Annotated in this window: 18 protein-coding genes and 1 pseudogene; 3 read left to right on the top strand and 16 right to left on the bottom strand. The window is 71.7% G+C overall.

Annotated elements, in window-relative coordinates; translation table 11 throughout:
* Nucleotides 1–26: 26 nt before the first annotated feature.
* Both lysX and ACIRQ7_RS11220 read right to left on the bottom strand, forming a co-directional pair.
* Nucleotides 27–3,341 carry a bifunctional lysylphosphatidylglycerol synthetase/lysine--tRNA ligase LysX gene (lysX, locus tag ACIRQ7_RS11225; RefSeq protein ID WP_404261724.1) on the bottom strand — a complete coding sequence of 1,105 codons (3,315 nt, stop codon included), beginning with the start codon at nt 3,339–3,341 and terminating at the stop codon, nt 27–29.
* A 26-nt stretch (nt 3,342–3,367) separates the two neighbouring features.
* The gene (locus tag ACIRQ7_RS11220) at nt 3,368–4,579 is read right to left on the bottom strand and encodes an Ig-like domain-containing protein (protein WP_404261723.1); all 1,212 of its coding nucleotides are present in this window, start codon (nt 4,577–4,579) and stop codon (nt 3,368–3,370) included.
* 247 nt (nt 4,580–4,826) lie between these two features.
* Here ACIRQ7_RS11220 and ACIRQ7_RS11215 point away from each other — a divergent pair, with 247 nt between their 5' ends.
* Nucleotides 4,827–5,021 carry a hypothetical protein gene (locus ACIRQ7_RS11215; protein WP_401466403.1) on the top strand — a complete coding sequence of 65 codons (195 nt, stop codon included), beginning with the start codon at nt 4,827–4,829 and terminating at the stop codon, nt 5,019–5,021.
* Nucleotides 5,022–5,145: 124 nt separating this feature from the next.
* On the opposite strand, the gene ACIRQ7_RS11210 is transcribed toward ACIRQ7_RS11215, so the two are convergent.
* From ACIRQ7_RS11210 to xylB, 7 genes are all read right to left on the bottom strand, one after another.
* On the bottom strand, nt 5,146–6,387 hold the full coding sequence (locus tag ACIRQ7_RS11210) for a phosphodiester glycosidase family protein (RefSeq protein WP_404261721.1): 1,242 nt from the start codon (nt 6,385–6,387) through the stop codon (nt 5,146–5,148).
* 176 nt (nt 6,388–6,563) lie between these two features.
* Nucleotides 6,564–7,061, bottom strand: a complete 498-nt coding sequence (locus ACIRQ7_RS11205) for a hypothetical protein (protein WP_404261719.1) — start codon at nt 7,059–7,061, stop codon at nt 6,564–6,566.
* A gap of 48 nt (nt 7,062–7,109) precedes the next feature.
* Entirely contained in the window at nt 7,110–7,736 is a 627-nt protein-coding gene (locus ACIRQ7_RS11200) for an N-acetylmuramoyl-L-alanine amidase (protein ID WP_404261717.1), read from the bottom strand.
* A gap of 235 nt (nt 7,737–7,971) precedes the next feature.
* A complete protein-coding gene (locus ACIRQ7_RS11195) occupies nt 7,972–9,387 on the bottom strand; it encodes a family 2B encapsulin nanocompartment shell protein (protein WP_404261716.1) in 1,416 nt (471 codons plus the stop codon).
* A 112-nt stretch (nt 9,388–9,499) separates the two neighbouring features.
* The gene (locus ACIRQ7_RS11190; RefSeq protein WP_404261714.1) at nt 9,500–10,912 is read right to left on the bottom strand and encodes a family 2B encapsulin nanocompartment shell protein; all 1,413 of its coding nucleotides are present in this window, start codon (nt 10,910–10,912) and stop codon (nt 9,500–9,502) included.
* Nucleotides 10,913–11,082: 170 nt separating this feature from the next.
* Entirely contained in the window at nt 11,083–12,390 is a 1,308-nt protein-coding gene (locus ACIRQ7_RS11185; RefSeq protein WP_404261713.1) for an ROK family protein, read from the bottom strand.
* A gap of 139 nt (nt 12,391–12,529) precedes the next feature.
* A complete protein-coding gene (xylB, locus tag ACIRQ7_RS11180; RefSeq protein ID WP_404261711.1) occupies nt 12,530–13,960 on the bottom strand; it encodes a xylulokinase in 1,431 nt (476 codons plus the stop codon).
* 143 nt (nt 13,961–14,103) lie between these two features.
* Here xylB and xylA point away from each other — a divergent pair, with 143 nt between their 5' ends.
* Nucleotides 14,104–15,267 carry a xylose isomerase gene (gene xylA / locus ACIRQ7_RS11175; protein ID WP_404261710.1) on the top strand — a complete coding sequence of 388 codons (1,164 nt, stop codon included), beginning with the start codon at nt 14,104–14,106 and terminating at the stop codon, nt 15,265–15,267.
* 361 nt (nt 15,268–15,628) lie between these two features.
* Here the strand turns inward: xylA and ACIRQ7_RS11170 are convergent.
* Nucleotides 15,629–16,594, bottom strand: a pseudogene (locus ACIRQ7_RS11170) (acetylxylan esterase).
* A 133-nt stretch (nt 16,595–16,727) separates the two neighbouring features.
* On the opposite strand from ACIRQ7_RS11170, the gene ACIRQ7_RS11165 reads away from it, so the two are divergent.
* Nucleotides 16,728–17,552, top strand: a complete 825-nt coding sequence (locus tag ACIRQ7_RS11165; RefSeq protein ID WP_404261709.1) for a hypothetical protein — start codon at nt 16,728–16,730, stop codon at nt 17,550–17,552.
* A gap of 48 nt (nt 17,553–17,600) precedes the next feature.
* Here the strand turns inward: ACIRQ7_RS11165 and ACIRQ7_RS11160 are convergent, their stop codons facing one another.
* The 6 genes from ACIRQ7_RS11160 to ACIRQ7_RS11135 all read right to left on the bottom strand — a co-directional run bounded on the left by ACIRQ7_RS11160 (nt 17,601) and on the right by ACIRQ7_RS11135 (nt 25,483).
* The gene (locus ACIRQ7_RS11160; protein WP_404261707.1) at nt 17,601–18,509 is read right to left on the bottom strand and encodes an amino acid ABC transporter ATP-binding protein; all 909 of its coding nucleotides are present in this window, start codon (nt 18,507–18,509) and stop codon (nt 17,601–17,603) included.
* Nucleotides 18,510–18,513: 4 nt separating this feature from the next.
* Nucleotides 18,514–19,299 (bottom strand): amino acid ABC transporter permease, encoded by a 786-nt coding sequence (locus ACIRQ7_RS11155; protein WP_403669890.1) that lies wholly within the window; start codon nt 19,297–19,299, stop codon nt 18,514–18,516.
* Nucleotides 19,300–19,371: 72 nt separating this feature from the next.
* On the bottom strand, nt 19,372–20,163 hold the full coding sequence (locus ACIRQ7_RS11150) for an ABC transporter substrate-binding protein (RefSeq protein WP_404261705.1): 792 nt from the start codon (nt 20,161–20,163) through the stop codon (nt 19,372–19,374).
* A 163-nt stretch (nt 20,164–20,326) separates the two neighbouring features.
* The gene (gene mmuM / locus ACIRQ7_RS11145) at nt 20,327–21,247 is read right to left on the bottom strand and encodes a homocysteine S-methyltransferase (RefSeq protein ID WP_404261703.1); all 921 of its coding nucleotides are present in this window, start codon (nt 21,245–21,247) and stop codon (nt 20,327–20,329) included.
* Nucleotides 21,248–21,337: 90 nt separating this feature from the next.
* A complete protein-coding gene (locus ACIRQ7_RS11140; protein ID WP_404261702.1) occupies nt 21,338–22,210 on the bottom strand; it encodes a YceI family protein in 873 nt (290 codons plus the stop codon).
* Between the two features lie 177 nt (nt 22,211–22,387).
* On the bottom strand, nt 22,388–25,483 hold the full coding sequence (locus tag ACIRQ7_RS11135; protein WP_404261700.1) for a glycoside hydrolase family 2 TIM barrel-domain containing protein: 3,096 nt from the start codon (nt 25,481–25,483) through the stop codon (nt 22,388–22,390).
* Nucleotides 25,484–25,530: the final 47 nt, after the last annotated feature.

The raw sequence follows: 25,530 nt of genomic DNA, 5'->3' as shown, positions 1-25,530 counted from the left end.
CGGGGGCCGCCCCGCCCACCGCGGTCTCAGCGCCGCACCAGCGGGAACGGCAGCGTCTCGCGGATGGACAGGCCGGTGAGGAACATGACCAGCCGGTCCACGCCGATGCCCAGGCCGCCCGTCGGCGGCATCGCGTATTCGAGGGCCTGCAGGAAGTCCTCGTCCAGCTCCATCGCCTCCACATCGCCGCCGGCCGCCAGCAGCGACTGCGCGGTGAGCCGTCGGCGCTGTTCCACCGGGTCCGTCAACTCGGAGTAGGCGGTGCCCAGTTCGGTGCCGAAGGCGACCAGGTCCCAGCGCTCGGCGAGCCGCGGGTCGACCCGGTGCTGACGGGTCAGCGGCGACACATCGGTCGGGAAGTCCTTGTAGAACGTGGGGAGTTGGGTCTTCTCCTCGACCAGGCGCTCATACATCTCCAGCACCATGTCACCACGGCCCATCTCCGGCTTCACCGGCACCGACGCGCCATGGCACAACCGGCGCAGCGCCTCGGGCTCCGTATCCGCGTCGACCGCTTCGCCCAGCGCCTCGGAGATCGCGCCGTAGACGGTCTTGACGGGCCACGTCCCCGAGATGTCGTGCTCGACGAGCCGCCCGTTCGCATCCGCCTTGCGGGCGGTGGCGCTGCCGAACGCCGCGATCGCCGCCCCCTGGATCAGCTCCCGGGTCAGGTCGAGCATCACGTCGTAGTCGGCGAACGCCTGGTAGGCCTCCAGCATCGTGAACTCGGGGTTGTGCTTGAAGGAGATGCCCTCGTTGCGGAACGTCCGCCCCATCTCGAAGACCTTCTCCATGCCGCCCACGCACAGCCGCTTGAGATACAGCTCCGGCGCGATCCGCAGGTACAGATCGAGGTCGTAGGCGTTGATGTGGGTGTGGAACGGCCGGGCGTTGGCGCCGCCGTGGATCTGCTGGAGCATCGGCGTCTCGACCTCCAGATAGCCCCGGTCGATCAGCCCCTGGCGCAGCGCCTGCACCGCCACGCTGCGTGCGCGTACGGTCTCCCGGGCGTCCGACGAGACCACCAGGTCCACATAACGCCGGCGGACCTTGGCCTCCGGGTCGGAGAGCCCCCGCCGCTTGTCCGGCAGCGGGCGCAGGCACTTGGCCGTCAGCCGCCACTGCGACACGAACACCGTCAGCTCACCGCGGTCGCTCGCCCCGACCTCGCCCTCGGCCTCGACGTGGTCGCCGAGGTCGATGTCCGAGCCGAAGCGGTCCAGCAGTTCGCTGCCGCTGCCGTCCCGGGTCAGCGCGATCTGCAGATCGCCCGACCAGTCCCGCAGCACCGCGAAGAGCACACCGCCGTGGTCACGGGTGAGAAGCACCCGCCCGGCGACGGTGACCGATTTTCCGCTGCGCGCCCCGGCCGCCAACTCCGGGAACTCGGCCTGGACCTCACCCAGGGTGTGGCTGCGTTCGACCCCCACCGGATACGGGTCGGTGCCGGCCTGGCGCAGCCGCTCCAGCTTGCGGTGGCGCACCCGCACCTGCTCGGGGAGCGCGGCCAGCTCCCGCTCGTGCCGCTCCTCCTCGGTGGCGGGCTCCTGCTGCACCAGGCCCAGTTCGTGCAGCGACGGCAGCCCGGCCGTGCTCGCCGGCGCCAGCAGCTTCTTCTTGTGGCCCTTGCCCCACAGCTTGCCCAGGCTCGGTACGGCCACGAAGCCCTCGGCGATTCCGGAGGCCAGGCCGATACGCGCCAGCGCGCCCGCGTCCGCGTAGCACAGGAAGCGCGGATACCACTCGGGGTTGTACTTCGCGTTGGAGCGGTAGAGCGCCTCCAGCTGCCACCACTTCGAGAAGAACAGCAGCAGCCGTCGCCAGAATTTCAGCACCGGACCGGCGCCGATCCGGGCGCCCTCCTCGAACGCGGAGCGGAAGACCGCGAAGTTCAACGAGACCCGGCGCACCCCGAGCTGCCCGGCGTGCCCGCACAGCTCGGCGACCATGAACTCCATGACGCCGTTGGGCGCACTGCGGTCCCGGCGCATCACATCCAGCGAGATACCGTCCGGGCCCCACGGCACGAACGACAGCAGCGCGATCATCTTGCCGTCCCCGTCGAACGCCTCGGCCAGCAGGCAGTCCCCGTCCTCCGGGTCGCCCAGCCGGTCCAGCGCCATCGAGAAACCACGCTCGGTCTCGGTGTCCCGCCAGGCGTCCGCGCGGTGGATGACCTCCTGCATCTCCTCGTCGGACAGCGCCGAATGCCGCCGCAGCCGGAACGTCGCACCGGTGCGCGCCACGCGGTTGACGGCCTGCCGGGTCACCCGCATCTCGCGGCCGTCCAGGTCGAAGTCCTTGACGTGCAGGATCGCCTCGTCACCGAGCTGGAGCGCACCCAGGCCGCTGCGCGCGAACGCCTTGGCGCCGTCCTCGCTCGCGCCCATGACGGCGGGCTGCCAGCCGTAGCGCACGGCCACCGCGAGCCAGGCCTCGATGGCCTGCGTCCACGCCTCCCGGTCGCCGACCGGGTCACCGCTGGCCAGGCAGACACCGGCCTCCACGCGGTAAGTCACCGCGGCCTTGCCGCTGGGGGAGAAGACCACGGCCTTGTCGCGGCGGCTGGCGAAGTAGCCCAGCGAGTCCTGACTTCCGTAGCGCGCGAGCAGCGCCCGGATCCGGGCCTCCTCGTCGCCGTGCAGCGCCGCCTCCATCCGCTGCGAACGGAACAGCGCCGCAGCGGCGTTCAGCAGCGCCAGCGCACCCAGCAGGCCGAGGACCGTGACGATCCAGTGCGGCGGATGCCCCTCGATCAGCCGGCCGCCGACCAGTCCGCCGCAGACGCGGTTGGCTGCCCACAGCAGACGGTTGCCGCCGCCCGCCTCCAACGACCCCGGGGCGAGCGACACCAGCCCCCAGCCGATGAGTACGGCGACCACCAGGCCGGCGACCAGCACCAGGGCGGCGCGCAGGAACGCGCCGCGCCGGGTGATCGCGTAGAACTCGCGGTGCGAGACGAGCAGCAGCACCAGTGCCGCGAGGCACAGCAGCAGGGAGAAGGCGAACTCCCAGTAGCCCGCCGCGAGGAACAGCGCATCGGCCAGCGTGACCAGCGCCATGTAGACGACGACGAACCACAGCGCCACCCGCTTGCGGGCCGTCATCGCCGCGCCCAGCAGGAAGAGGAACGCCGCGTACGCGAAGTTCGGCGCCACCGGGATCGTCAGGGTGTCCAGCCAGTAGATCACCGGGTGGAGTCCGCGCCGCAGCGGCCCGATCAGCGCGGTGAGCGCGCAGAACAGCCCCAGCAGGCTGAAGATGATGGCGAAGCCGTTGGGGACGCGACGCCGAAAGCGTCGCCACCCCGTGAGTTGATCCTGGTCCGGCACGGTGCTCATTCCGTCACATTAGGCTCTGAAAGTGGTCAGCTGCCCGACGAGAGGGCGCTGTATTCCTGCCATCGGGACCAGTCGACCCTCCAGTCGGCGATCCCGTCGGCCGCATCGGCTTTCCCTCGTACGGACGATCCGGTGACCTCGAACGGGTCACCCACCCGGATCTTGCCGTACAGCCAGTCAGCATCCGAATCGGTCATGCCGAGAGAGCCGAAACCGTCGGTCGCCGGGCCGTTCGCGTCCGCGTCCCGCGGGGTGGCGTGCGCGTAGGTGCCGGAGTCCGTGAGCCGCATCGCGTCGCGGAGCGTCCTGGCAGGGGCACGGCCCGTGCCGGGTCCCGCGGGCCGCACGACGACGGTGCCCTCCTTGGACATCAGCGGGAAGACGCCCGTCGGCGGTGCGGCGCCGCCGTCCCGGGTCCCGGCGGAAACCGGGATGCGCCGGGTGACCCGCCCGTTCTCGACGAACGACAGCTGCCGCGCGTCCAGATCGACCCTGGCCGCCCGGTCGGGCCCGATGGTGAAGGTGAGGTGGTGGTCCGCCGCGAAGTAGCGGCCGCCGCCGGAGTCCACACCCTTCAGCCCGGCCCGCAGGGTGACCCGGGTGCCCGGCTTCCAGTACTTCATCGGCCGCCAGTCGACACGGTCCTTGCCGCTGTGGTCCTTCACCCAGCCCCACGCACCGGTGGTGCGGTTGTCGGTGGTGACCTTCAGCCGCCTCTCCACCGCCGCCCGTTCGGTCACCGGGAAGTCGAAGGTGACGGTGAGGGGCTGGGCGACGCCGACGGTGGCGCCCTGTGTGCCGGGGCCGAGCACCGGCTTGTTGAGCTGGTCCGCCGCGGCCGTGGTCAGCGACTCCTTGGCCTCGTCGGTGACGCCCTGCGGGTTCTTCGTCCTGGCGACCACGGAGTACTTGGTGGCGGGCGCGGTCGGGGCGTGCGAGGTCCAGACCGTGCCGCCTTTCCCGAGACCGCCGGCCAGCTTCCGTCCCAGGGGGTCGGCGACCGTCACCGAGGTCAGCACCCCGCCGTCGGCGGACACTCTGAGCCTGTCGCCGGCCTGCACCGTCGTCGCCCCGCCGGCCGCGCCCAGAGCCACCTTCACCGGGTCTCCCTTGTCGGCCGAAGCGGCGACGCCTGAGCACCCGGTGAGCGCGCCGAGGCCCAGCAGCGGCACCAGGGCGAGCGCGCCGCGCGCCGACCGGGCGGGCCGGGGGCGGCGGGGGAGAGGGGACTGGCTCATGGCGGGGCTTTCGTCAGCGGTGCGGGGGTGGGTCGGTCGCTAAGACGGCCGCTGCGGAGACCCCGTTGCAGAGGGTGGTGTGATCCACGCCACAGATCCGTGTGCGCGGCCCCGTCGCCAGAGGCCGGTGACCCGTAGTGATCACCTGATCGGAGTACCCGGACTCGTACCGGACATACCACTCAATACGCCAAACTGGCCACTCATTGCCGTCCATTCGGACGGCGGTCGAGGAGGTGCGCGCGCCGTGGCTATTTCCATTTCGGTCGTCCTGTTGCTGGTCATCCTGACCGTCATCTTCCTGCGCAGCGGGAAGCTGAAGTTCTCGCACGCCCTGGTGTGCGGACTGCTCGGCTTCTACCTGGCCGGCAGCAGCCTCGCCCCGGACATTCACCAGGGCCTCTCCGGAGCGGCGGATGTGGTGAGCAGCGTGCGCCCCTGACGCCGGCGGCCCACCGCGATCCGGCCGTCGCCACCCCCGGCTCCACCGTCACTTCGTGTGCCGCCGCGCGTCCTGGGCCCGATCGGCAGCGCCACGGGGTCCCGCACCACCTGGCTCATACCGCTCAGCCGAAGGAGAAGACCCCGAGGGCGTTGGGCACCGGACGCTCCGCACCGCCCGACGGATGGTTGCGCACGATGACGTCCTGGCCGTACGGAGCGCGGGTGACGAGGGTGGAGGAGCCGCCGCCGTCGAGATCGACGGCGTCCCGGGCGCCGAGCCGGCTCATCAGATCCGCCAGCTCACGCACCGTCAGGCCCGGCTCCCCGGCGGTCCCGTCCAGCGCCATCAGATACAGCACCCGCCCGCCGTCCCCGATTCCGGCGGACGTACGAACCGCTGCGGCGACCGGGTCCAGGCCGTCCACCGGCTGATCGTCCCGCACGATCGGGAAGCCGCCGACCGCGAACCGCAGCGGGACCCGGCCCTGGCCGACGAGCCGGTGGCCGATGCTCACCGGCTCGCCCAGATCCAGCCGGCGCAGCTGCCGCGCCCCCTCCTCCCGCCCCACCAGCACCACGCTGCCCGCAGGCACTCCGTTGGCGCCGGGCTGCTCGGACATCGCCGTCACCCTGCCGTGCCGCACCGTCACCTCGGCGGTCTCCGCGCTGCACGGCGCCGCCCGGTCGGTGTCCGTCCCGCAGGTGGCGCGCACCCGGGAGGCCGGGCCCCACCGCGCGGTGTACGCGCCGATGCCGTTCACCGGCAGCGCGTACTGGTTGAGTCCGCGCAGGGACAGCGGCCCCTGTGCGGTGAGCGCCGCGCCGCGCAGGGTGAGCCGGTCCAGCCGCGCACGGCGGTCGTAGCCGACCCCGATGACGTCCTCGGTGCTCGCGCCGGGCGGCATCGCCGGGCCGAACCGCTGCCCGTCGGGCACCGCGCCCTTCAGCTGCCGCCCGGAGGCGACCGCCGGGCCGGCCGGGGCGCCGGTCGCCTCGACTCCCGGGTGCTGGGTCTCGGTGATGTTGAAGAAGTCGCCGTTGACGGCCCCCACCGCGCCCCGTACGGCGGCCAGTTGGGACACCGGCGCCCGCGCGCCCACTGCGTCCGGGTACAACAGGTCCACCGAGACCCGCGGATCGGTCAGATCGACCGTCAGCAGATGCCCGTGCACGGTCCCGCGCGGCACCGCCACCCGGAGTTCGCCGTACTCCACACCCGGCGCCACCGGTACGGCCTCCGTACGGCGGACCGTATCGGGCGCCGCACTGGCCGACGCCCCGCCGGCCACTGCGGCACCGATCAGCGCACCACACGCCGCCCACACCGTCAGTACCGCGCGCACACGACCGAATCGCTGCTTCACAGAGCCCCCCTGACGTCACGTCAACCGTTCCAGGTGCCACCACATTCACTCTTACCCGCAGATGTCGGGAATCCGTACACCTGAGGGACGGCCGTCGTGTCGGTCGTCGGCGTGTGTCCTTGGCGGGCGTGGGCTCCGGGCGAGGGGCCGCTCCCCGGAGCGGGGCGCGGGCGGCCTCAGCCGGGAGGGGCTGCCGGGTCCTCAGGCCCCTCCGCGCGCAGCTCGGTGAGCACCTCCCGCAGCTCCTCCTCCGGGACCGACGGCAGCAGCATGGCCACCGCCCTCAGCAGCCGGCCGAGGACGAAGGTGGTGTCGGGGGTGGTGCGGACCAGCGCCCGCACCCCTTCGACGTCGCCGTCCCGCAGACCTTCGAGCAGCGTCGTCACGGCGGGCGCCGCCGCCTCGTCGGTCTCCACCCAGCCGGCTTCGTCCGGTGCCTTACGGGCGAGATGGCGCAGGACCCGGTCGGCGGCGTCGCTGCGGTAAGCCTTGCCCACCGCCTCGTTGGCGACCCAGGTGAGAGCCGAGACGAGATCCCGGCTCTCCTCCGCGGTCATCTCCTCGGGGAGGGCCTCGTCGAACGCCTGCTGATTGCCGTGCCGGAAGGCCAGGAGGAGCCGGCCCGCCCGGGCCTTCGCCGCAGCGACACTGATGTCTGATATCTCGCCACTCACCCGTAAAGCCTAAGCCCGCGGCATGTGTCCCCGTCAGCTGGTGGTCCGTCAGGAGGCGTCGGTGACCAGCTGCATGTAGTGCGCCCAGTCCCACAGCTGCCCGGGATCGGTGTGGTCGGCGCCGGGGACCTCGACATGGCCGATGATGTGCTCGCGGTCCTTGGGGATGCCGTAGCGGTCGCAGACGGCGGCGGTCAGCAGCGCGGACTGCTCGTAGAGGGTGTCCGTGAACCACGACGGGTCGTCGATCCAGCCCTCGTGCTCGATGCCGATGCTGCGGGTGTTGTAGTCCCAGTTCCCCGCGTGCCAGGCGACGTCCTTCTCGCGTACGCACTGGGCCACATAGCCGTCGGCGGACCGTACGACGTAGTGCGCGGCGGCCTGGTGGGCCGGGTCCTGGAAGAGGTCGATGGTGTCCGCGTAGGTCTCCTGGGTCACATGGATCACCACGACCTCGACGGGGTACTCGCTCGGGCGGTCGGCCGCGGTGAAGTTGGCCTCGTCGGCCGGGATCCAGTGGACGGGGGGATACGCCGTCCCGCGCCGCCGGGCGGTGGCGGGCGAGGCCGCGCGGGCGGTGGCCGTCATGAGGGGGGTGAGTGCGGCGGAGGCGGCGAGTGCGGCGGCGCCGGTGAGCAGCTGTCTGCGTGCCGGGTGAGGGAGGTTTTGCTCCATGTGTACTCCTGACAGGGACCGAGGGTTGGTCGCGTACATGTCACGCACATCCGGTGCGTTCATCATGCGCAACAGGGCGCGCCCTGCCAAGGGCATGGCCGATCTGCCAATGGCTTGACCAAAGGCGGAACGGTGCAGGTCAGAAGTGGGAGTTAACTGATTGGCCGTCACCCGGGTGCCGCGCCCCGCGCCCTGCGGCGGGCGGGACGCGGCACCGGGGCAAGACCGCCGAAGGTCAGTGACCGATCTCTACGTCCTCCAGAACACCCAGCGCATCCGGCACCAGCACCGCCGCCGAATAGTAGGCACTGACCAGGTAGTTGATGACGGCCTGCTCGTTGATGCCCATGAACCGCACGGAGAGCCCCGGACGGTATTCATCCGGAATACCGGTCTGGTGCAGTCCGATCACGCCCTGATTCTCCTCGCCGACCCGCAGCGCCAGGATCGAACTGGTCTGGTCCGGGTTGACCGGGATCTTGTTGCACGGCAGCAGCGGAATCCCGCGCCACGCACGCACCGGCGCACCCTCGAACTCGGCGTGCGGAGGGTAGATCCCCCGGGCGTTCCACTCCCGCCCGATCGCCGCGATGGTGCGCGGATGCGCCAGCAGGAACTGCGTCTTGCGGCGCCGGGAGATCAGCTCGTCGAGATCGTCGGGGGTGGGCGGGCCGCTGCGGGTGTGGATGCGCTGCTTGAGGTCGGCGTTGTGCAGCAGCCCGAACTCACGGTTGTTGATCATCTCGTGTTCCTGGCGCTCCCGCAGCGCCTCCACGGTCAGCCGCAGCTGCTGGTCCAGCTGGTTCATCGGGTCGTTGTAGAGGTCGGCGACCCGCGAGTGAATCTTCAGCACGGTCTGCGCCACGCTGAGTCCGTATTCCCGCGGCGCCCGTTCGTAGTCGACGAAGGTCCCCGGCAGCGCCGGCTCGCCGACATGGCCCGCGGCCAGATCGATGGCCGCCTCGCCGTGCTTGTTCTGCGCGGGCACCAGCGCCGTGCGGAAATTCTCGACATGCTCACGCAGCTCGGGGGACCGGCCCAGCACCTCCTCGTAGGCCTCGCGTGACAGCGACAGCACCGTTCCGCGGGTCACCGCGCGTACGGTGTGCTCCCACTCCGCGTCCGGCACCAGCAGCGCCGCCTCGCCGAGGGCGTCACCGTCGGCGAGCACCCCCAGGACCGTCTCGTCGCCGTACTTGCCGGTGCCGATCCGGTCCAGCTTGCCGTGCGCGATCAAGATGACCCGGTCCGTCGGCCGGCCCTTCTCCGCGAGGACGTCGCCGGGTGCGAAATCCTGCTGGACGAACCGGTCGGCCAGCCCCTCCAGTGTCGGGCCGTCGTCAAAGCTCCGCAGTGGCGCCATCTCCCGCAACTCGGACGGGATCACGCGTACTTCGGCGCCCTCCGAGGCGAACTCCACCCGGCCGTCGCCGAGGGTGTGCGTCAGCCGGCGGTTGACGCGGTACGTGCCGCCGGAGACCTGCGTCCAGGGCAGGATGCGCAGCAGCCAGCGGGAGGAGATGCCCTGCATCTGCGGCGGGGTCTTGGTCGTGGTCGCCAGCTGGCGCGCCGCCGAGGTGTCCAGGCTGGAACGGTTCTGCTCGGTTCCGTCCGCCTGCGGGCCGGACGTCGGGTCCACCGATGTGGTCATGGAGAGAGTTCACCTGTTCTGGTTCGGTGTGGTCGGAGCTGAGTACGGAGGAGTGCGGCCGACGGCGCGGTGACGCGCGGCCGTCCGCGCGCGAACGCCGTCCGCACGTCGTTCAGTGGCCGATGTCGACGTCCTCGAGCACGCCCAGGGCGTCGGGCACGAGAACGGCCGCGGAGTAGTAGGCGCTCACCAAATACTTGACGACCGCCTTTTCGTCGACCCCCATGAAACGCACCGAAAGGCTCGGCTCGTATTCATCGGGAATTCCGCTGCGGTGGAGTCCGACCACCCCTTGTTTCTCCTCGCCGGTGCGCAGTAGCAGAATGGAACTTGTGCCTTCCTTCGTCACCGGGATTTTGTTGCAGGGGAAGATCGGCACCCCACGCCAGGACGGCAGCGAATGCCCCATGAAATCCACCGCCGCCGGATAGAGCCCGCGGGCACTGCACTCCCGGCCGATCGCGGCGATCGCCTTCGGGTGCGCCAGCAGGAAGCCCGGGTCCTTCCACACCGTCGCGAGCAGTTCATCGAGGTCATCGGGGGTGGGCGGCCCGGAGCGGGTGTGGATGCGCTGCTTGAGGTCGGCGTTGTGCAGCAGCCCGAATTCGCGGTTGTTGACCATCTCGTGTTCCTGGCGCTCGCGCAGCGCCTGAACGGTCAGCTTGAGCTGTTCCTCGACCTGGTTCATCGGGTCGTTGTAAAGATCGCCGACCCTGGTGTGGGTGCGCAGCACGGTTTGCGCGACGCTGAGTTCGTACTCGCGGGGCGCCAGATCGTAATCGACGAAGGTCGCCGGAATCGTCGGCTCCCCGTGATGTCCGGAGGCGACCGACACCTCCGATTCGCCGCTCGCGTTGACCGGGTTGTCCGATCCCCGGCCCGCCGTCTCAAGATGCGACCGCAGCTCGGGCGAGCGGTCGGCGATTTCCTGGGCGGCCCGGCGCGGCAGCGCCAGCACGGTCACCCTCGTCACCGCGCGATAGCTGAACGGCCAGGTCGCATCGGGGGTGGTGAGCGGCTCGTCACCGAGATGGTCGCCGCCGGCCAGCGCCGCGAGCACGGTCGCGTCGCCGTATTTGCCGGTGCCGATCCGGTCGACCCGGCCGTGCGCGATCAGCACCAGCCGGTCCCCGGGTGTGCCGGCCTCGGCGATCAGCTCACCGGGAGCGTAGTCGTGCCGGGTGAAGCGGTCACCGAGCGCCGCGAGCACCTCGGTGTCGGTGAAGTCCCGCAGCGCGGGCAGCTCCCGCAGCTCGTCGGGGATGACCGCGACCTCGCTGCCCGAGAAGTCGAAGTCGATGCGCCCGTCGCCGACGGTGTATGCCAGCCGGCGGTTGACGCGGTAGGTGCCACCGGAGACCTGCACCCACGGAAGCAGCCGCAGCAGCCAGCGCGAGGTGATGCCCTGCATCTGCGGCGCGGTCTTGGTGGTGGTCGCCAGATTCCGCGCCGCCGCGGTGTTCAGGCTGGATTGTGCGGCGCTCTCCTCCGCAGGCGCGGATAACGTCTCGTCAGCAATTGTCACAGGCTCCGCCTATCTCATCGAAAGGTGCGGCACCACCGAAATGAAGCCCCTGTGGCGGTGATTCGCCGTTGGGGTTCACCGGCAGCCCGCAGAATCGAAGATAGTGGTGCTGTTTTTATCAGCACAATCGCTCGATGGGGTGGCATGGAAATCTCTTTCCATGGAAAGGTTTAACGGATATCTACCGGGGGAGACAATGTCGTGGCGCCGGACCGGACCGGATCGTCCAGGACCGCCCCCAGCGCCGCGTGCGCCGCCCCGAGCAACGGCCCGTCAGCGGCCGGCCCCGACACCACGACCGACAGCCGGCCCGGCCGCGCGGCATCCGCGGCGACAGCCGTACGCAACGCCAACTCCCGCTCCAGGGACGGCAGCACCCAGGGAGCCAGCCGCGCCAGCGCCCCGCCCAGCACCACCGCCTGCGGGTCCAGCAGATTCACCGTCCCCGCGAGCGCGATCCCCAGGGCGGTGCCCGCCTCGTGCAGCGCCCGGATCACCCCGGCGTCGCCGTCGGCGGCCCGGTGCGCGAGCAGGGCGATCCGGCCGCCGGGTCCAGAACTCCCGGCCGCGGCCCGCTCCGTGAGGCCGCCCGCCCGCAGCACCGCCTCCTCGCCCGCGTACTGCTCCAGGCAGCCCCGGCCGCCGCAGCCGCACGGACGACCGCCCGGATACACCGGAACATGCCCCAGTTCGCCCGCGAAACCCCGCGCCCCACGCAGTAGTTGGCCGTCCACAACGATGGCGGCGCCGATGCCGATCTCGGCCGAGACATGGACGAAGTCCTGTGGCGGGGACCCGTCGGCGGCCCCGCCCAGCCGCAGTTCGGCCAGCGCACCCAGATTGGCCTCGTTCTCGACCATGAGGGGCAGGGCCGCGGCCCCCGGGGATCCGGAGCCGCCGCGGGCGGCCGGAGCCGGCGCGAGCGCCGCGGCCAGTCCGGGCCCGAGATCCGCCTCCCGCCAGCCCAGGTTGGGGGCGTGCACCACCGTCGCCGACCCGCGCGCCACCAGCCCCGGCACCGCGACCGCCAGCCCGGCCGGCCACAGTCCCTCCACGGCGATGCCCGCCGTCACCTCCGCCAGCAGCTCCGACAGATGGGCGAGCACCGCGCCGGGCTCGCTGCGCCGGTTCGCCGCATCCGCCGCCACCCGGGCCCGCACCCGGCCGCGCAGATCGACCGCGCACACGGCGAGATGGTCGACGCCGATCTCCGCGCCCAGCCCGGCCGGACCGCGGTCGCTGACCGCCAGTTCGCTGCCCGGCCGGCCCCGGCCGCTCGGCGCCGCCCGGCCCGTCTCCACCAACAGACCGGCCCGCAGCAACTCGTCCACGAGCGGGGCCACACCCGCCCGGGTCAGCCCGATCCGCGCCGCGACCCCCGCCCGGGAAACCGGGCCCTCAGCGGCCACCGCCCGCAGCACCCTCGACAGATTGCGCCGGCGGATGCCGTGCTGGGTATCGCCACGGGCAGCGGTCACGGGGGTCTCCTCGGCGGGGTCGGACGGGCGGCGTCGGGAATCGGGGCACAGGGGCACAGGTCAAACACGGGGCACAGGTCAAACACGGGACACGGGGCGAACACGGGACACGGAGACGGGCAGGGGCCCCGCCGCGGACTTACCGCCGCAGCAGCGCCGCTCCGTCGGTGAGCGTCGCCGACAACCGCTCCCAGGCGCCGCCGTCCCGCTCCCGCGCCTCGTACTCCGCGCCCCGCGCCGTGCCCCAACGGCGCGCCACCGCCGCCGGATCCTCGCCCAGCAGCAACCCGGTGGCCTGCGCCGCGGCGCCGAGCGCCACCAGCTCCTGCGCCTCCGGCACCACCACCGGACGGCCCGAGAGCCGCCGCACGGTCTCCCGCCAGGCGCGGCCCTTCGCGCCGCCGCCGATCAGCAGCAACGGCGTGTCGGATCCGGCATCCGCGTCCAGCACCAGGTCCAGGGCCTGCAGCAGGGCGAACACCGCACCGTCGTAGGCCGCTTGGAGCAGCTGCCCCGGCGTGGTGTCGTGCCGCAGTCCGTGCAGCAGGCCCGAGGCGCCCGGCAGGTTCGGGGTGCGCTCGCCGTCCAGGAACGGCAGCAGCACCGCGCTGCCGCCCGCCTCGACGCCCTCCCGGTCCCGTCCGAGGAGCGCCGCGATCCGGTCGACCGCGAGCGTGCAGTTCAGCGTGCAGGCGAGCGGCAGCCAGTCGCCGCGGGCATCGGCGAATCCGGCGACGGTGCCGGTCGGATCGGTCGGCCGGTGCGTGGACACCGCGTACACCGTCCCTGAGGTGCCCAGACTCAGCACCGGCTGACCGGGGCGCAGGCCCAGGCCGAGAGCGGCCGCCATGTTGTCGCCGGTCCCCGCGGCCACCAGCGCGCCCCGCGGCAGCGGCAGATCATCGGTGCGTACGGTCCCCGCCGCCTCGCCCGGAAGCGCGACCCGCGGCAGTGCCTGCGGGTCCAGTCCGGCATGCGCCAGGATCTCCTCGTCGTACGCCTCGGTGGACGACGCCCACCAGCCGGTGCCCGACGCGTCTCCGCGGTCGGTGACGCCCTCGCCGGTCAGCCGTTCGGTGAGGTAGTCGTGCGGCAGCCGCACCGCGGCCGTCGCGGCGGCCGCGGCCGGCTCATTGGCCCGCAGCCAGGCCCACTTGGCGAGCGTGAAGGCCGGTCCCGGCACACTCCCGACCCGGTCCGCCCAGGCCTTGGCGCCACCCAGCTCCTCGATCAGCCGCTCGCTCTGCGGCGCGGGCCGTACGTCGTTCCACAACAGCGCGGGACGCACCGGCCGGCCGGCCGCGTCCAGCGTCACCAGACCGTGCTGCTGCCCGCCCACCGACAGCGCGGCGGCCTGCCGGGCAGGCGCGCCGCACTGCCGCAGCGCCTCGCCCAACGCCCGCCACCACAGCGCCGGATCGCTCTCCTTGCCGTCGCCGCCGCTGACCGTGTGCGGCGCCTGGCCCCGCGCGATGACGGCACCGGTCCCGGCGTCCACCACCAGCGCCTTGGTGGACTGGGTCGAACTGTCGACACCGACGACGAGTGGTCCCGCTGACTGTGCGCCCATTGTGTGCTCTCCCTTGGCCGGCTCGTCGGTCCCAGGGGGTTCCCCGGTGTGCTGCCGCATATTAGTTTGGCCGCGGCAGAATTTGTAAAGCGCCCTGACGAAATGATCGGGGAAGCCGCGACGCACCAGTTGAGGGAGCCACCATGAGCCACCAGCCCGTGCCCGAGGACAAGTTCAGCTTCGGCCTGTGGACCGTCGGCTGGCAGGGCCGCGACCCCTTCGGAGACGCCACCCGCCGCGCCCTGGACCCCGTCGAATCCGTCCAGCGGCTCGCCGAACTCGGCGCCTACGGCGTCACCTTCCACGACGACGACCTGATCCCCTTCGGCGCCGGCGACATCGAACGCGAAAGCGCCGTCAAACGCTTCCGGCAGGCACTGGACGCCACCGGCATGGTCGTCCCGATGGCGACCACCAACCTCTTCACCCACCCCGTCTTCAAGGACGGCGCCTTCACCGCCAACGACCGCGACGTCCGCCGCTACGCGCTGCGCAAAACCCTCCGCAACATCGACCTCGCCGTCGAACTCGGCGCCCACACCTACGTCGCCTGGGGCGGACGCGAAGGGGCCGAATCCGGCGGCGCCAAGGACGTACGCGCCGCCCTCGACCGGATGAAGGAAGCCTTCGACCTCCTCGGCCAGTACGTCGTCGAGCAGGGCTACGACCTCACGTTCGCCATCGAACCCAAGCCCAACGAACCCCGCGGCGACATCCTCCTGCCCACCGTCGGACACGCCCTCGCATTCATCGAACAGCTGGAGCGCCCCGACCTCTACGGCGTCAACCCCGAGGTCGGCCACGAACAGATGGCCGGGCTCAACTTCCCGCACGGCATCGCCCAGGCCCTGTGGTCCGGCAAGCTCTTCCACATCGACCTCAACGGCCAGACCGGCATCAAATACGACCAGGACCTCCGCTTCGGCGCGGGCGACCTGCGCTCCGCATTCTGGCTCGTGGACCTGCTGGAGACCGCCGGCTACGAAGGCCCCCGGCACTTCGACTTCAAACCACCGCGCACCGAGGACCTCGACGGCGTCTGGGCCTCGGCCGCCGGCTGCATGCGCAACTACCTCATCCTCAAGGAACGTGCCGCGGCGTTCCGCGCCGACCCCGCCGTCCAGGAGGCGCTTCGAGCCGCCCGCCTCGACGAGCTGACGCGCCCCACCGCCGCCGACGGCCTCGCCGGACTGCTCGCCGACACCACCGCCTTCGAATCCTTCGACGTCGAGGCGGCCGCCGCCCGCGGCATGGCCTTCGAGCACCTGGACCAACTGGCCCTGGACCACCTGCTGGGGGCGGCCTGAGAGCTGCGGGCCATGGGGAGGGGGGAGGCGCTGGGGGAGGGGTGAGGCGGTGAGGGGAGGGGGTTTTCGGGGCGAGCCGGGGCCGAAGCTCAGGCCAAAGGCGCTCCCCCGCCCCCTCCCCCCTCTCCCCCTTCGGGGGAGGGGGCGGGGGGTGGGTTCGGGGGTGGGTGGGGTGAGCAGGCCGCGTTCGGCGCCGCCCGCTGGGAACCCCCCTGCCTGCCCCGACCCCGCCCGCTGGGAGCCCCCCTGCCTGCCCCGACCCCGCCCGCTCGGAGTCCGTCCGCCCGGAGCCCGCCTGCCCGGAGCCTGCCCGCCCGGAGCCCGCCAGCCCCGCAGCCCGCCCCCGGCAAGCGGCCCGCTCTCAGCCGAGCAGTTCCCGCAGGAACTGTATTTCGGCGGTCCGCTGCTCGCCGCCGCCTCCTTCGTGGGCGTTGAACCGCCACACCCGCAGGTCCTTCTCGCCCCGGTAGTGGTGGTACGCGGCGAAGCCCGTGGACGGCGGCACGATGGGGTCGCGCAGTGCCGTGCCGAACAGCGCGGGGGCGCTCGCGCGGGCCGCGAAGTTCAGGCCGTCGAAGTGGTCCAGGGTGTGCAGCGCGGTGTCGATGCGGTTCCGTTCGCCCGCGAAGTAGCGGGCCAGCTCGCCATACGGGCCCTGGTCGGTGATGTCGACGGCGCGCCGGATGTGGGTGAGGAACGGTACGTCGATCAGTGCGCCCGCGAGGCCCGGGAGCAGGCCCGTCATGGCGAGGGCGATGGCGCCGCCCTGGCTGCCCCCGGCGACCACGATCCGGTCCGCGTCGACGGCTTCGTGTCCGCGGGCGGCTTCCACGGCGCGGGCGGCGTCGGTGAAGAGGCGCCGGTAGTAGTAGTCGTCGGGATCCAGCAGGCCCTGGGTCATCTTGCCCGGTACGCCCGGATTGCTGGAGCCGACGGGGTCGGCGGTGTCTCCGGGCCGGTCGGGGCCGCTCTGCCCGCGGGTGTCCATGACCAGGGTGGCGTACCCCGCGGTGGGCTACAGCAGCCAGTTGTGCGGCAGCAGCCGCCCGCCGCCGTAGCCGATGTACTGCACCACACAGGGGAGTGGTCCGGCGGCCGCCCGCGGGAGCAGGAACCAGCCACGGATACGGTGCCCGCCGAAGCCGGAGAACTCCACGTCGTACGCGCGCACCAGCGCGAGCCCGGGCTCGACTTCGGTGAACCGCGCATCGAGGTCATGGCCGCGCGCCTCCTTGAGGGTGCGCTGCCAGAAGGCGTCGAACCCGGCCGGCTCGGGGAGCGGGGGCCGGTAGCTGCGCAGTTCGTCGAGGGGTAGGTCGATGAACACGGAAACCTCCGGGCGTAGTGTGGCGTGCTGACTGTCGCCAACCGTGCCCGTGGACCGGATATTTCAGCCGGGGGATGTTCCAGGTTGGTCACCGTGTCCCCCCAGCCCTCGTAAAGAAGCGATGATTTCCGCCATGAGCTTTCCTCCGCCGCCCCCGCCCTCGAACCCCCCGCCCCACGACAGTCCCGGTGGCTTCGGCCCGCCCGCCGGCGGTTACGGCCAGGGTGGCCAGGGGCAGGGCGGCTACGGCCCGCCGGCCGGAAACCAGCCCCCCGGTGGCTACGGACCGCCCGGTGGCGGCGGCTACGGCCCCGGTGGCCCCGGCGGCTGGCCGCAGCCGGCCGGGCCTCCGCCCGGTGGTGGCGGCAACGGCAAGACCATCGCGGCGATCATCGGCGGTGGAGTGGTCGTGGTGGCGGCCGTCATCGTCGCCGTCGTGCTGAGCAACGGCGACGACGACAGCAAGAACCGCGCGCGGCCGTCCACGTCGAGCCCCTCCGCCACCCCGTCCGAGAGTGCCTCCGCGACGCCCTCTGCCGCATACCCGACGGCGTCCGCGACGCCGACCGGCACCGACCTGGAGAGCATCATGCCGTCGCCCACCGACGGCAAGATCCCCTTCTTCCAGCTGAAGGTCGGCGACTGCTACGACCTGCCGCCTGGCGGTGGCGGCAACAACGAGTCGGCCTCCTGCAACGGCCCGCACGACGCGGAGGTCGTCACCACCCACCGTCTGGACTCCGGCCTGACGACCAGCTCGGCCATCAAGTCGAAGGCCGCGGCGCTGTGCAAGAACGAGCTGGAGAGCAAGGCGGCCCGGCAGCCGTCCCGGACGGCCGAGGGGACCTACGTCCAGTTCCCGAACCTCAGCGGCTACAAGCTGGGCATCAAAACGGTCAGCTGCAGCCTGATGGGGAACCGGACCGGCACCAAGAAGCTCACCAAGCCGCTGTCCTGAGGCGTACGGCCGGGGCGGCGGGCGGTCGCGCCCACCACCCCGGCACGCTCACCGGTCGATCCGCTTGCCGGCCGCCCCGCTGTCCGTGACCTCTCCGACCTCGGCGGCCGCCGGGTCCAGCACCCGCGCCAGGAACGTCCGGGTCCGCTCGTGCTGCGGATCGCCGACCACCCGCTCCGGGGTGCCCTCTTCGACGATCACCCCGCCGTCCATGAAGACCACCCGGTCGGCGACCTCCCGGGCGAAGCTCATCTCGTGGGTGACGACCAGCATCGTCATGCCCTCCTGCGCCAGGGAACGCATCACCGCCAGCACATCGCCGACCAGTTCCGGGTCCAGCGCCGAGGTCGGCTCGTCGAAGAGCATCAGCTCCGGGTCCATGGACAGCGCGCGGGCGATGGCCACCCGCTGCTGCTGTCCGCCCGACAGCTGCGCCGGATACGCCGCTTCCTTGTCGCTCAGCCCCACCCGCGCGAGGTTGGCGCGGGCGACCTGCACGGCCTGGGCGCGTTCGCGGCGCAGCACCCGCCGTTGGGCGATGGTGAGGTTCTCCAGCGCGGTCAGATGCGGGAAGAGGTTGAAGGACTGGAAGACCATGCCGATCCGGCGCCGTACCCGGTCGATGTCCACATCGGGGTCGGTGACCTCGGTGCCGGCCACGGTGACCTGTCCCGAGCTGGGTTCCTCCAGCAGGTTCACACAGCGCAGCAGCGTCGATTTGCCGGAGCCCGACGGCCCGATGACGCACACCACCTCGCCGCGCGCCACCGAGAAGTCGATCCCGCGCAGCACTTCCAGGTCGCCGAACGACTTGTGCAGGCCCCGCACATCGATGGCCTTCGCGTCCCCGGACGGCACCGTCCCGTCCGCGGCGTCCGCCCCGCCCGGCCTCTTCACGTTGTCTGCCCTGCCGGGCTTGCCTGTCTTGTCTGATGCGTCTGCCTTGTTCTGCTTCATGCGGTCACCTGGCCTTCGCCGTACGGGCCTCGAGCCGCCGGACCAGTTGGCCCAGCGGGAGGGTGATCACGAGATAGAGCAGCCCGGCGATCAGGATGGGGGTCAGGCTCTTGTGCTCATTGAGCGCGTCCCGGCCGAAGTTGGACAGCTCGAACTGGGAGAGCGAGAGGCCCAGCAGATAGACGAGTGAGGAATCCTTGGTGAGCAGGATCAGTTCATTCGTGAGCGGCGGCAGCACGATACGGAAGGCCTGCGGGATGACGATGGAGATCATGGCCCGGCCGTGCGACATTCCCAGTGAACGGGCCGCCTCCGTCTGTCCCTTGGGGACGGCCTGAATTCCTGCCCGGATGGTTTCCGCCATATAGGCGGCGCCCACCAGGCCGAGTGAGAGCATCACCGTGACGTTCATGTCGAGCGCCACTTCGAAGGCCAGCGGCACTCCGAAGCCGAGCGCGATGAACACCAGCAGACACGGGATGCCGCGGAAGAACTCGATATAGGTGACGGCTATCCACCGGTAGGGCGGTACGGAGGAGAGACGCATCAGCGCCAGCACCAGTCCGAGCGCGAGACCGAATCCGAATCCGAGCAGCGTGTACTTGACGGTGTTGACGAGCGCCGTGGTGATGATCTCCGGGAACAGCGCCTTGACGACCTCGACGTCGAAGAACGCCAGCCGCAGTTGGTGCCAGTCGGCGAGCAGCGCGAAGACGACCACGGCAACGACGAGGACGCCGTACTGTGCGCCGCGGATTATTCGCGCGCGCCGTCGTTTGGACAGGGGCATGAGGGCCGGCCTTCTCCGATCGTTGCGCGAGTCGCCTCGCCTGGGTGCGGTGCGAGTCGTGGCGCGGCAAGGTCAGCTCTGCGGGGCGGTCCCGAACCACTTCTTGTAGATCCGGTCGTAACTCCCGTCGGACCGCGACTTCTTGATGACCGCGTTGACCTTCTTGCGCAGGGCGTCATTGCCGGTGCGGAAGCCGATGCCGTAGTGCTCGCCGGTGTTGAATTCGGCGGTCACCTCGGTGTCCTTGTTCTCTTTCACGTAATCGAGGAGCACACCGTTGTCGTTGATCCCGGCGTCGACCTGGCCGGATTTCACGGCGGTCAGCAGCAGCCCCAGGTCCTCGAACTCCACGAGTTCGACGCCCTTGCCGTGCTTCCTGGCGTAGATTCCGCCGGTGGTGGCCTTCTGGTAGCCGAGCTTCTTGCCCTTGAGGTCCTCGACCTTCTTGAAGGGCTTGCCCTTTGTCAACAGTGCCTGGGTGGCGTTGAAATAGGGGTCGGAGAAATCCATGACCTTGTCACGCGCCGGCGTGATCGTCATGCCCGCGGCGGCCAGATCGCATTTGCGGATCGTGAAGTCCTGGCCGGTCTCGATGCCTTCGAAGGGCGTGTTGACGATCTCCTGCTTGACCTTGAGTTCCTTGGCCACCAGGTCGATCAGGTCCACATCGAATCCGACGATCTTGCCGTTCTTCTTGACCTGGAACGGCGCGTAAGGGAGGTGGGTGCAGGTCTTGAGCGTTCCCGAGGAGACCAGCTCCAGGCCGGAACCCTGCTTCCCGTCGGACTTGGTGCTGGTGCACCCCGCCAATACGGCGATGGCCGCGGCCACGGCTATGACGGGCAACGAGGAGCGAGCGGACACAGGTCCTCCAGAGCGGGATGAGGATCGACGAGCCGTGCTGTGAGCTGGCTGAATCCTGCCACCGGCCGGGGGCGCTGTCGCCGCCGTGCGGGTTGCGTCTGTGTAACGGGCCTGCGGCCGGACGCCCCCGGCGCCCCCTACGGAGGCGCCGGGGACCGGCTGTTCAGTGGCGCAGCGCGTGCGCCACGGCGGCGATGGCGTCCGGGCCGACCCGGCAGCAGCCGCCGATGAGGCGGGCGCCCGCCGCGGCCCAGTCCGCGACCCGGGCGGTGCCGAACGCCGGGCTGCCGCACCACGCCCGCGCCTCGGCGTCCCAGCTCTCTCCGCTGTTGGGGTAGACCACCACGGGCTTGCCGGTGACCCGCGCGGCGAGCGCGACGGCCCGGTCCGCGTCCTCGGGGGCGCAGCAGTTCACGCCCACGGCGATCACCTCGTCCGCGTCCGCCGCCAGGGCGAAGGCCTCCTCCAGCGGCTGCCCGGCCCGGGTCGTGCCGCCGGCGACGCTGTACGACAGGTAGGCCGGGATGCCGAGGCCGCGCACCGCCCGCAGCAGCGCACGGGCCTCGTCGGCGTCCGGGACGGTCTCCAGCGCCAGCACATCCGGCCGCGCCGCGGCCAGCACCTCCAGGCGGGGCCGGTGGAATCGCTCCAGGGCGTCCACCGACAGGCCGTAGCGGCCGCGGTATTCGGAGCCGTCCGCGAGCATCGCACCGTAGGGGCCGGCCGAAGCGGCGACGTACAGCGGGCCGTCCACCCCGCCGGCCTGCGCGCGCCGGGCGGCCTCGCGGGCCAGTTCCACGCTGCGGCCGAGCAGGCCCGCGGCCTCCGTCGTGCCGATGCCGCGCCGCGCGAAGCCCTCGAAGGTCGCCTGGTAGCTGGAGGTGATCGCGACCTGCGCCCCGGCCTCGTAGTACGCGAGGTGGGCGAGGGTGAGGGCCTCCGGCTCCTCGGCGAGCAGCCGGGCCGACCACAGCGCGTCGCTGAGGTCGTGACCGGCTGCCTCCAGCTCGTTGGACAGGCCGCCGTCGAGGGTGAGCGGCCCCGCGGCAAGGGCTTCGGCGAGTGGCGGGAACGTGCCGGTCATGGTGCGGGTACCTCTCGTTGCCGGGGCGGGTCCGCCCCGAGCCCGTTCGCCGGGGGCGGACCTCGTCAGGTCACCGGCCATTGTCGCCGGTCACGGGGCCTGGACGGCCTGGATGTCCAGCTCGACGCGGATGGTGGCGCCGATGGCGGCGATGCCGCGGGCCAGCATCTTCCGCCAGTCGAGGGTGAAGTCCTCGCGGTGCAGTTCGGTGACGGCGGTGCAGGCGGTCCGGGTCTCGCCCGCCATGCCGGTGCCGATGCCCAGGTAGCGGGTGTCCAGCTGGACGGTGCGGCTGACGCCGTGCAGATGCAGGACGCCCTGGACGGCCCACCGGCTGCCGCCCTTGTGCACGAACCGTTCACCGGCGAACTGGAGGTAGGGGAAGCGGGCCACGTCGAGGAACTCCGCCGACCGCAGGTGCTCGTCGCGCATCGCGACACCCGAGTCGATGCTGGCCGCGTCGATCGTCACCTCGACCCGGGAGTCCCGCATCCGCTCGCCGATCCACAGGCCGCCCTCGAAGCGGTTGAACCGGCCGTGGATCTCGGCGAGTCCGATGTGCCGGGCGGTGAAGCGGATCGCGGTGTGATCGGGGTCGATCCGCCACTGGCCGGGGGCGGGCATCGGCGGCGCCGGCGCCAGTTCCAGGGAGACCGGGCGCGGCGCCGTCCGCACCCCCTCGGTCACCTGGGCCTCGAACCGCTCGGGACGAAAGCCGTCGGAGGTGACGACGAGGTGGTACCCGGCCGGTGGCAGCGTCGCGGTCAGCCGCCCGTTCGGGTCGGTCCTGCCGCGCATCACCTCCTGGCTGCCGCCGTCCCTGACCGAGATCTCGGCCCCGGACATCGGCAGGCCGACGGGGTCGTGGACGGACAGGTCCAGCGCTCCGGATCCGCTGGGGAGCGGGGCCCCGGTGCTGTACGGGGAACGGTCGCGGAGACGGTGGAGGAAGGCGAACGCCATAACAGGACGGGGCCTCTCATCAATGGTGGGGAAAGGGGCGGTTTGGTGCGTTGTGCCTCCATCCTGTCATTGGTCCAGACCGCGAAGGGTCATCGGATGTCAAGAGCTGAGGAAAGGTGACATACATCGCAGCGATCGGCCCTGGACGGGCGCCGGGCGCCGAACCCGCGGGACCCCTCAGCGCAGCGACGAGAAGACGAAGGAGAAGCGGGCCGGCGCCACCTCCAGCCGGTACTGCGGCAGCACCCCGGGCCCGCACGACTGACTGCCGATCCCGTGCTGCGCGTGGTCGAGGTACACCCACAGCACGTCCCCCGGCCGCAGGTCGGTGGTGTGCCGTGCCGCGTCCAACTCGTCGAGGGACCAACGGCGCGCGGTGAGGGAGAAGTCCGGTTCGCCCGCGATCCGCAGCCCCGAGCCGTCGCTGCGGGACAGCTGGGCCCACCGGACACCCGGCCGCGCGCCGTTCTCCTGCGGCCGTACGTACGGCGTCTGCAGGGCGTCCACCGGCAGCGCCCAGCGGCCCACCCGCGCTGCGGCCCTCGTGTCCGGGTAGCCCTCGCCGGGGCCGCCGCCGAACCACTCCGCCAGCCCCAGGCTGCCGCACAGCGCCATCCGTACCCCCAGCCGTGGCAGTGGCGCCGGCCAGTCGCCCTCGGGGTCGACGCTCAACTCCAGCCGCAGCCTGTCCTGTTCCGCCGTCCAGCGGTACACGGTGCGCAGGGCGAGCGGCGATCCGGCCGGCGCCACCCGGGTCCGTACCACCAAGGCGTCCGGGCCGGTCTCGACGGCGTCGACGCGGTGCTGCATGCGGTGCAGGCCGAGCCGCCGCCACTCGGCGGCCGGGGACGGCCCCGTCGGCCGGGGCGCGGCCTCGTCGTTGTCGGTCGGCGCCCGCCACACCTCCAGCCGGGGGCCGCCCAGTTGCACCCCGTCCAGATAGCCGAGCGCACCCGTGGTGGCGTCGAAGGTCCCGGGGCCGAGCACGATCACATTCCCCACGCCGCGGCGTGGCGCCGAGGCGGCCGCCGGGGTGCCGGCGGCCGGGCGCGCGGCCGCCGGCAGCTGTCCCCAGGCGACCTCGTGCCCCGCCCGCGCCCAGGCCACGTCCTCGGCGAGCTCGGCCCGTACCGTCCACCACCGCTCTCCGTCGTCGTCCGCCACCACGGGCGGCGCCGGCAGCGTCACCTCGGTGGACTCACCGGCCGCCACAGGGGGCACCGCGAGCCCGCCGTGTGCCCGCACCTCGCCCTCGACCTCGTACGACCAGCGGAACGCGAGATGGCCGAGGTCGGCGAAGTCGTGCAGATTGGTGATCCGGACGGCACCCGCCGCCCCGCTGCCGCCGTCGGCTCGTCCCGGCTCGATCCGTACCGGCTCGATGACCTTCTTGAACTCGGTCAGGCCCGGCGACGGCACCCGGTCGGGGAAGACCAGCCCGTCGCAGACGAAGTTGCCGTCGTGCAGCTCCTCACCGAAGTCGCCGCCGTAGGCGTGGAACACCTCGCCGTCCGGCGTCCGCTGCCGCAGCCCGTGATCGATCCACTCCCAGACGAAGCCGCCCTGGCAGCGCGTGTACTTCTCGAAGAGCCGCTGGTACTCGCTCAGCCCGCCCGGACCGTTGCCCATCGCATGGGCGTACTCACAGAGAATGAACGGGAGTTCACGGCGCCGGGCATCTTGCGCCGCATCGGGCAGCGGCTCCTCGGCGCGCCGCCCGATGCGCTCCACCTCCGCGTGGTCGGCGTACATCCGCGAGTACACATCGGTGTCGGCGCAGCTGCGGTCGCCCTCGTAGTGCAGCGGACGGGACGGATCGCGCTCGCGCATCCAGGCGGCCATCGCCGACAGCCCCCGCCCGGTGCCGCATTCGTTGCCCAGGGACCACAGGATGATGCTGGGGTGGTTCTTGTCCCGCTCCACCATCCGGCGGGCCCGGTCGAGCAGCGCCGCCTCCCAGCGCTCGTCGTCGACCGGATTGTCCCGCCAGCCCTGCTGGGAGAATCCGTGGGTCTCCAGATCGCACTCGTCGACGACCCACAGCCCCAACTCGTCGCACAGACCGGGAAAGGCGGGGTGCGGCGGATAGTGGCTGGTGCGCACCGCGTTGATGTTGTGCTGTTTCATCAGCAGCAGATCGCGGCGCATCGCCTCGGGGCCGAGGGTCCGCCCGTAGCGCGGATGGAACTCGTGGCGGTTGACGCCGCGCAGCAGGATCCGGCGCCCGTTGACCTTCAGCAGCCCGTCCTCGACAGCGACCGTACGGAAGCCGATGCGCAGCGGGATCCGTTCGCCGGGGGTGCGGAGTTCCGCGTCGTAGAGGTGCGGCTGCTCGGCGGTCCACGGGCGCACCGGTACAGTCACGCTCTCGCCCGTGGCGATCTCGACGCCGAGCGCCGGCACGCTGACCCGGCCCGCCGGTTCGCAGTCCACCCGCAGCGTGCCGTGGCCCGTGACGTGATCGAATCCGGCGTGGACGAAGTGGTCCACGACCGAGCCCTCGGGGCGCCGTTCAACCGTGACGTTCCGGAAGATCCCCGGCAGCCACCACTGGTCCTGGTCCTCCAGATAGCTGCCCGACGACCACTGGTGGACGCGTACGGCCAGCACATTGCGGCGGGGTCGCAGCAGATGCCCGACCTCGAACTCGTGCGGCAGTCTGCTGCCCTTGAAGTGCCCCAGCTCCTGCCCGTTGAGCCACACCCGCGCGCAGGACTCCACCCCGCCGAAATGCAGTACCGCGGGCCCCTCGCCCCAGCCCTCCGGCAGATCGAAGAGCTGCCGGTGATCACCGGTCGGGTTCTCGTCGGGCACCCGCGGCGGGTCGACGGGGAAGGGGTAGGCGGTATTGGTGTACGCGGGCGCCCCGTAGGCCGGCGATCCCTGCGGCCCGCGCCGCCGCGCGCCGTCACCCTCGTACGCGGTCTGCGGGGTGGCGCGTCCGCTGAGCGCCCAATGGCCGGGCATCCGGATGTCCTGCCACGCCGTATCGTCGAAATCGGGCCGGGCGAACGACTCGTCCGCGGCTGTGGCGGTCGGCGACAGCCTGAACCGCCAGGTGCCGTGCAGCGAGAGCCGCGCGGCATCCGACCGCGCGTACCAGGCGCGCGGCGGCAGGGCCCCGCTCCCCGGCGAACGGTCCTCGTAGTACGGCGGCGGTGCCGTGCGGCGGGTGAGGCCCTCGTCCTGTGGTGCGTGGCCCGTTCCGCCGGGTTCCTGTGGCGGCCGCTCGTGAGACAGGTGCTGTGGCGCGGGGCGTGCATTGCCGGTCACTGGTCCTCCTGCTGCGGGGCGACGGCCTGGCGTGGGGGATTCGGATC

It is taken from the genome of Streptomyces sp. NPDC101393 (assembly GCF_044767385.1).
Classification (GTDB): Bacteria; Actinomycetota; Actinomycetes; order Streptomycetales; family Streptomycetaceae; genus Streptomyces.
This window is presented reverse-complemented; position numbering and strand designations above follow the sequence as displayed.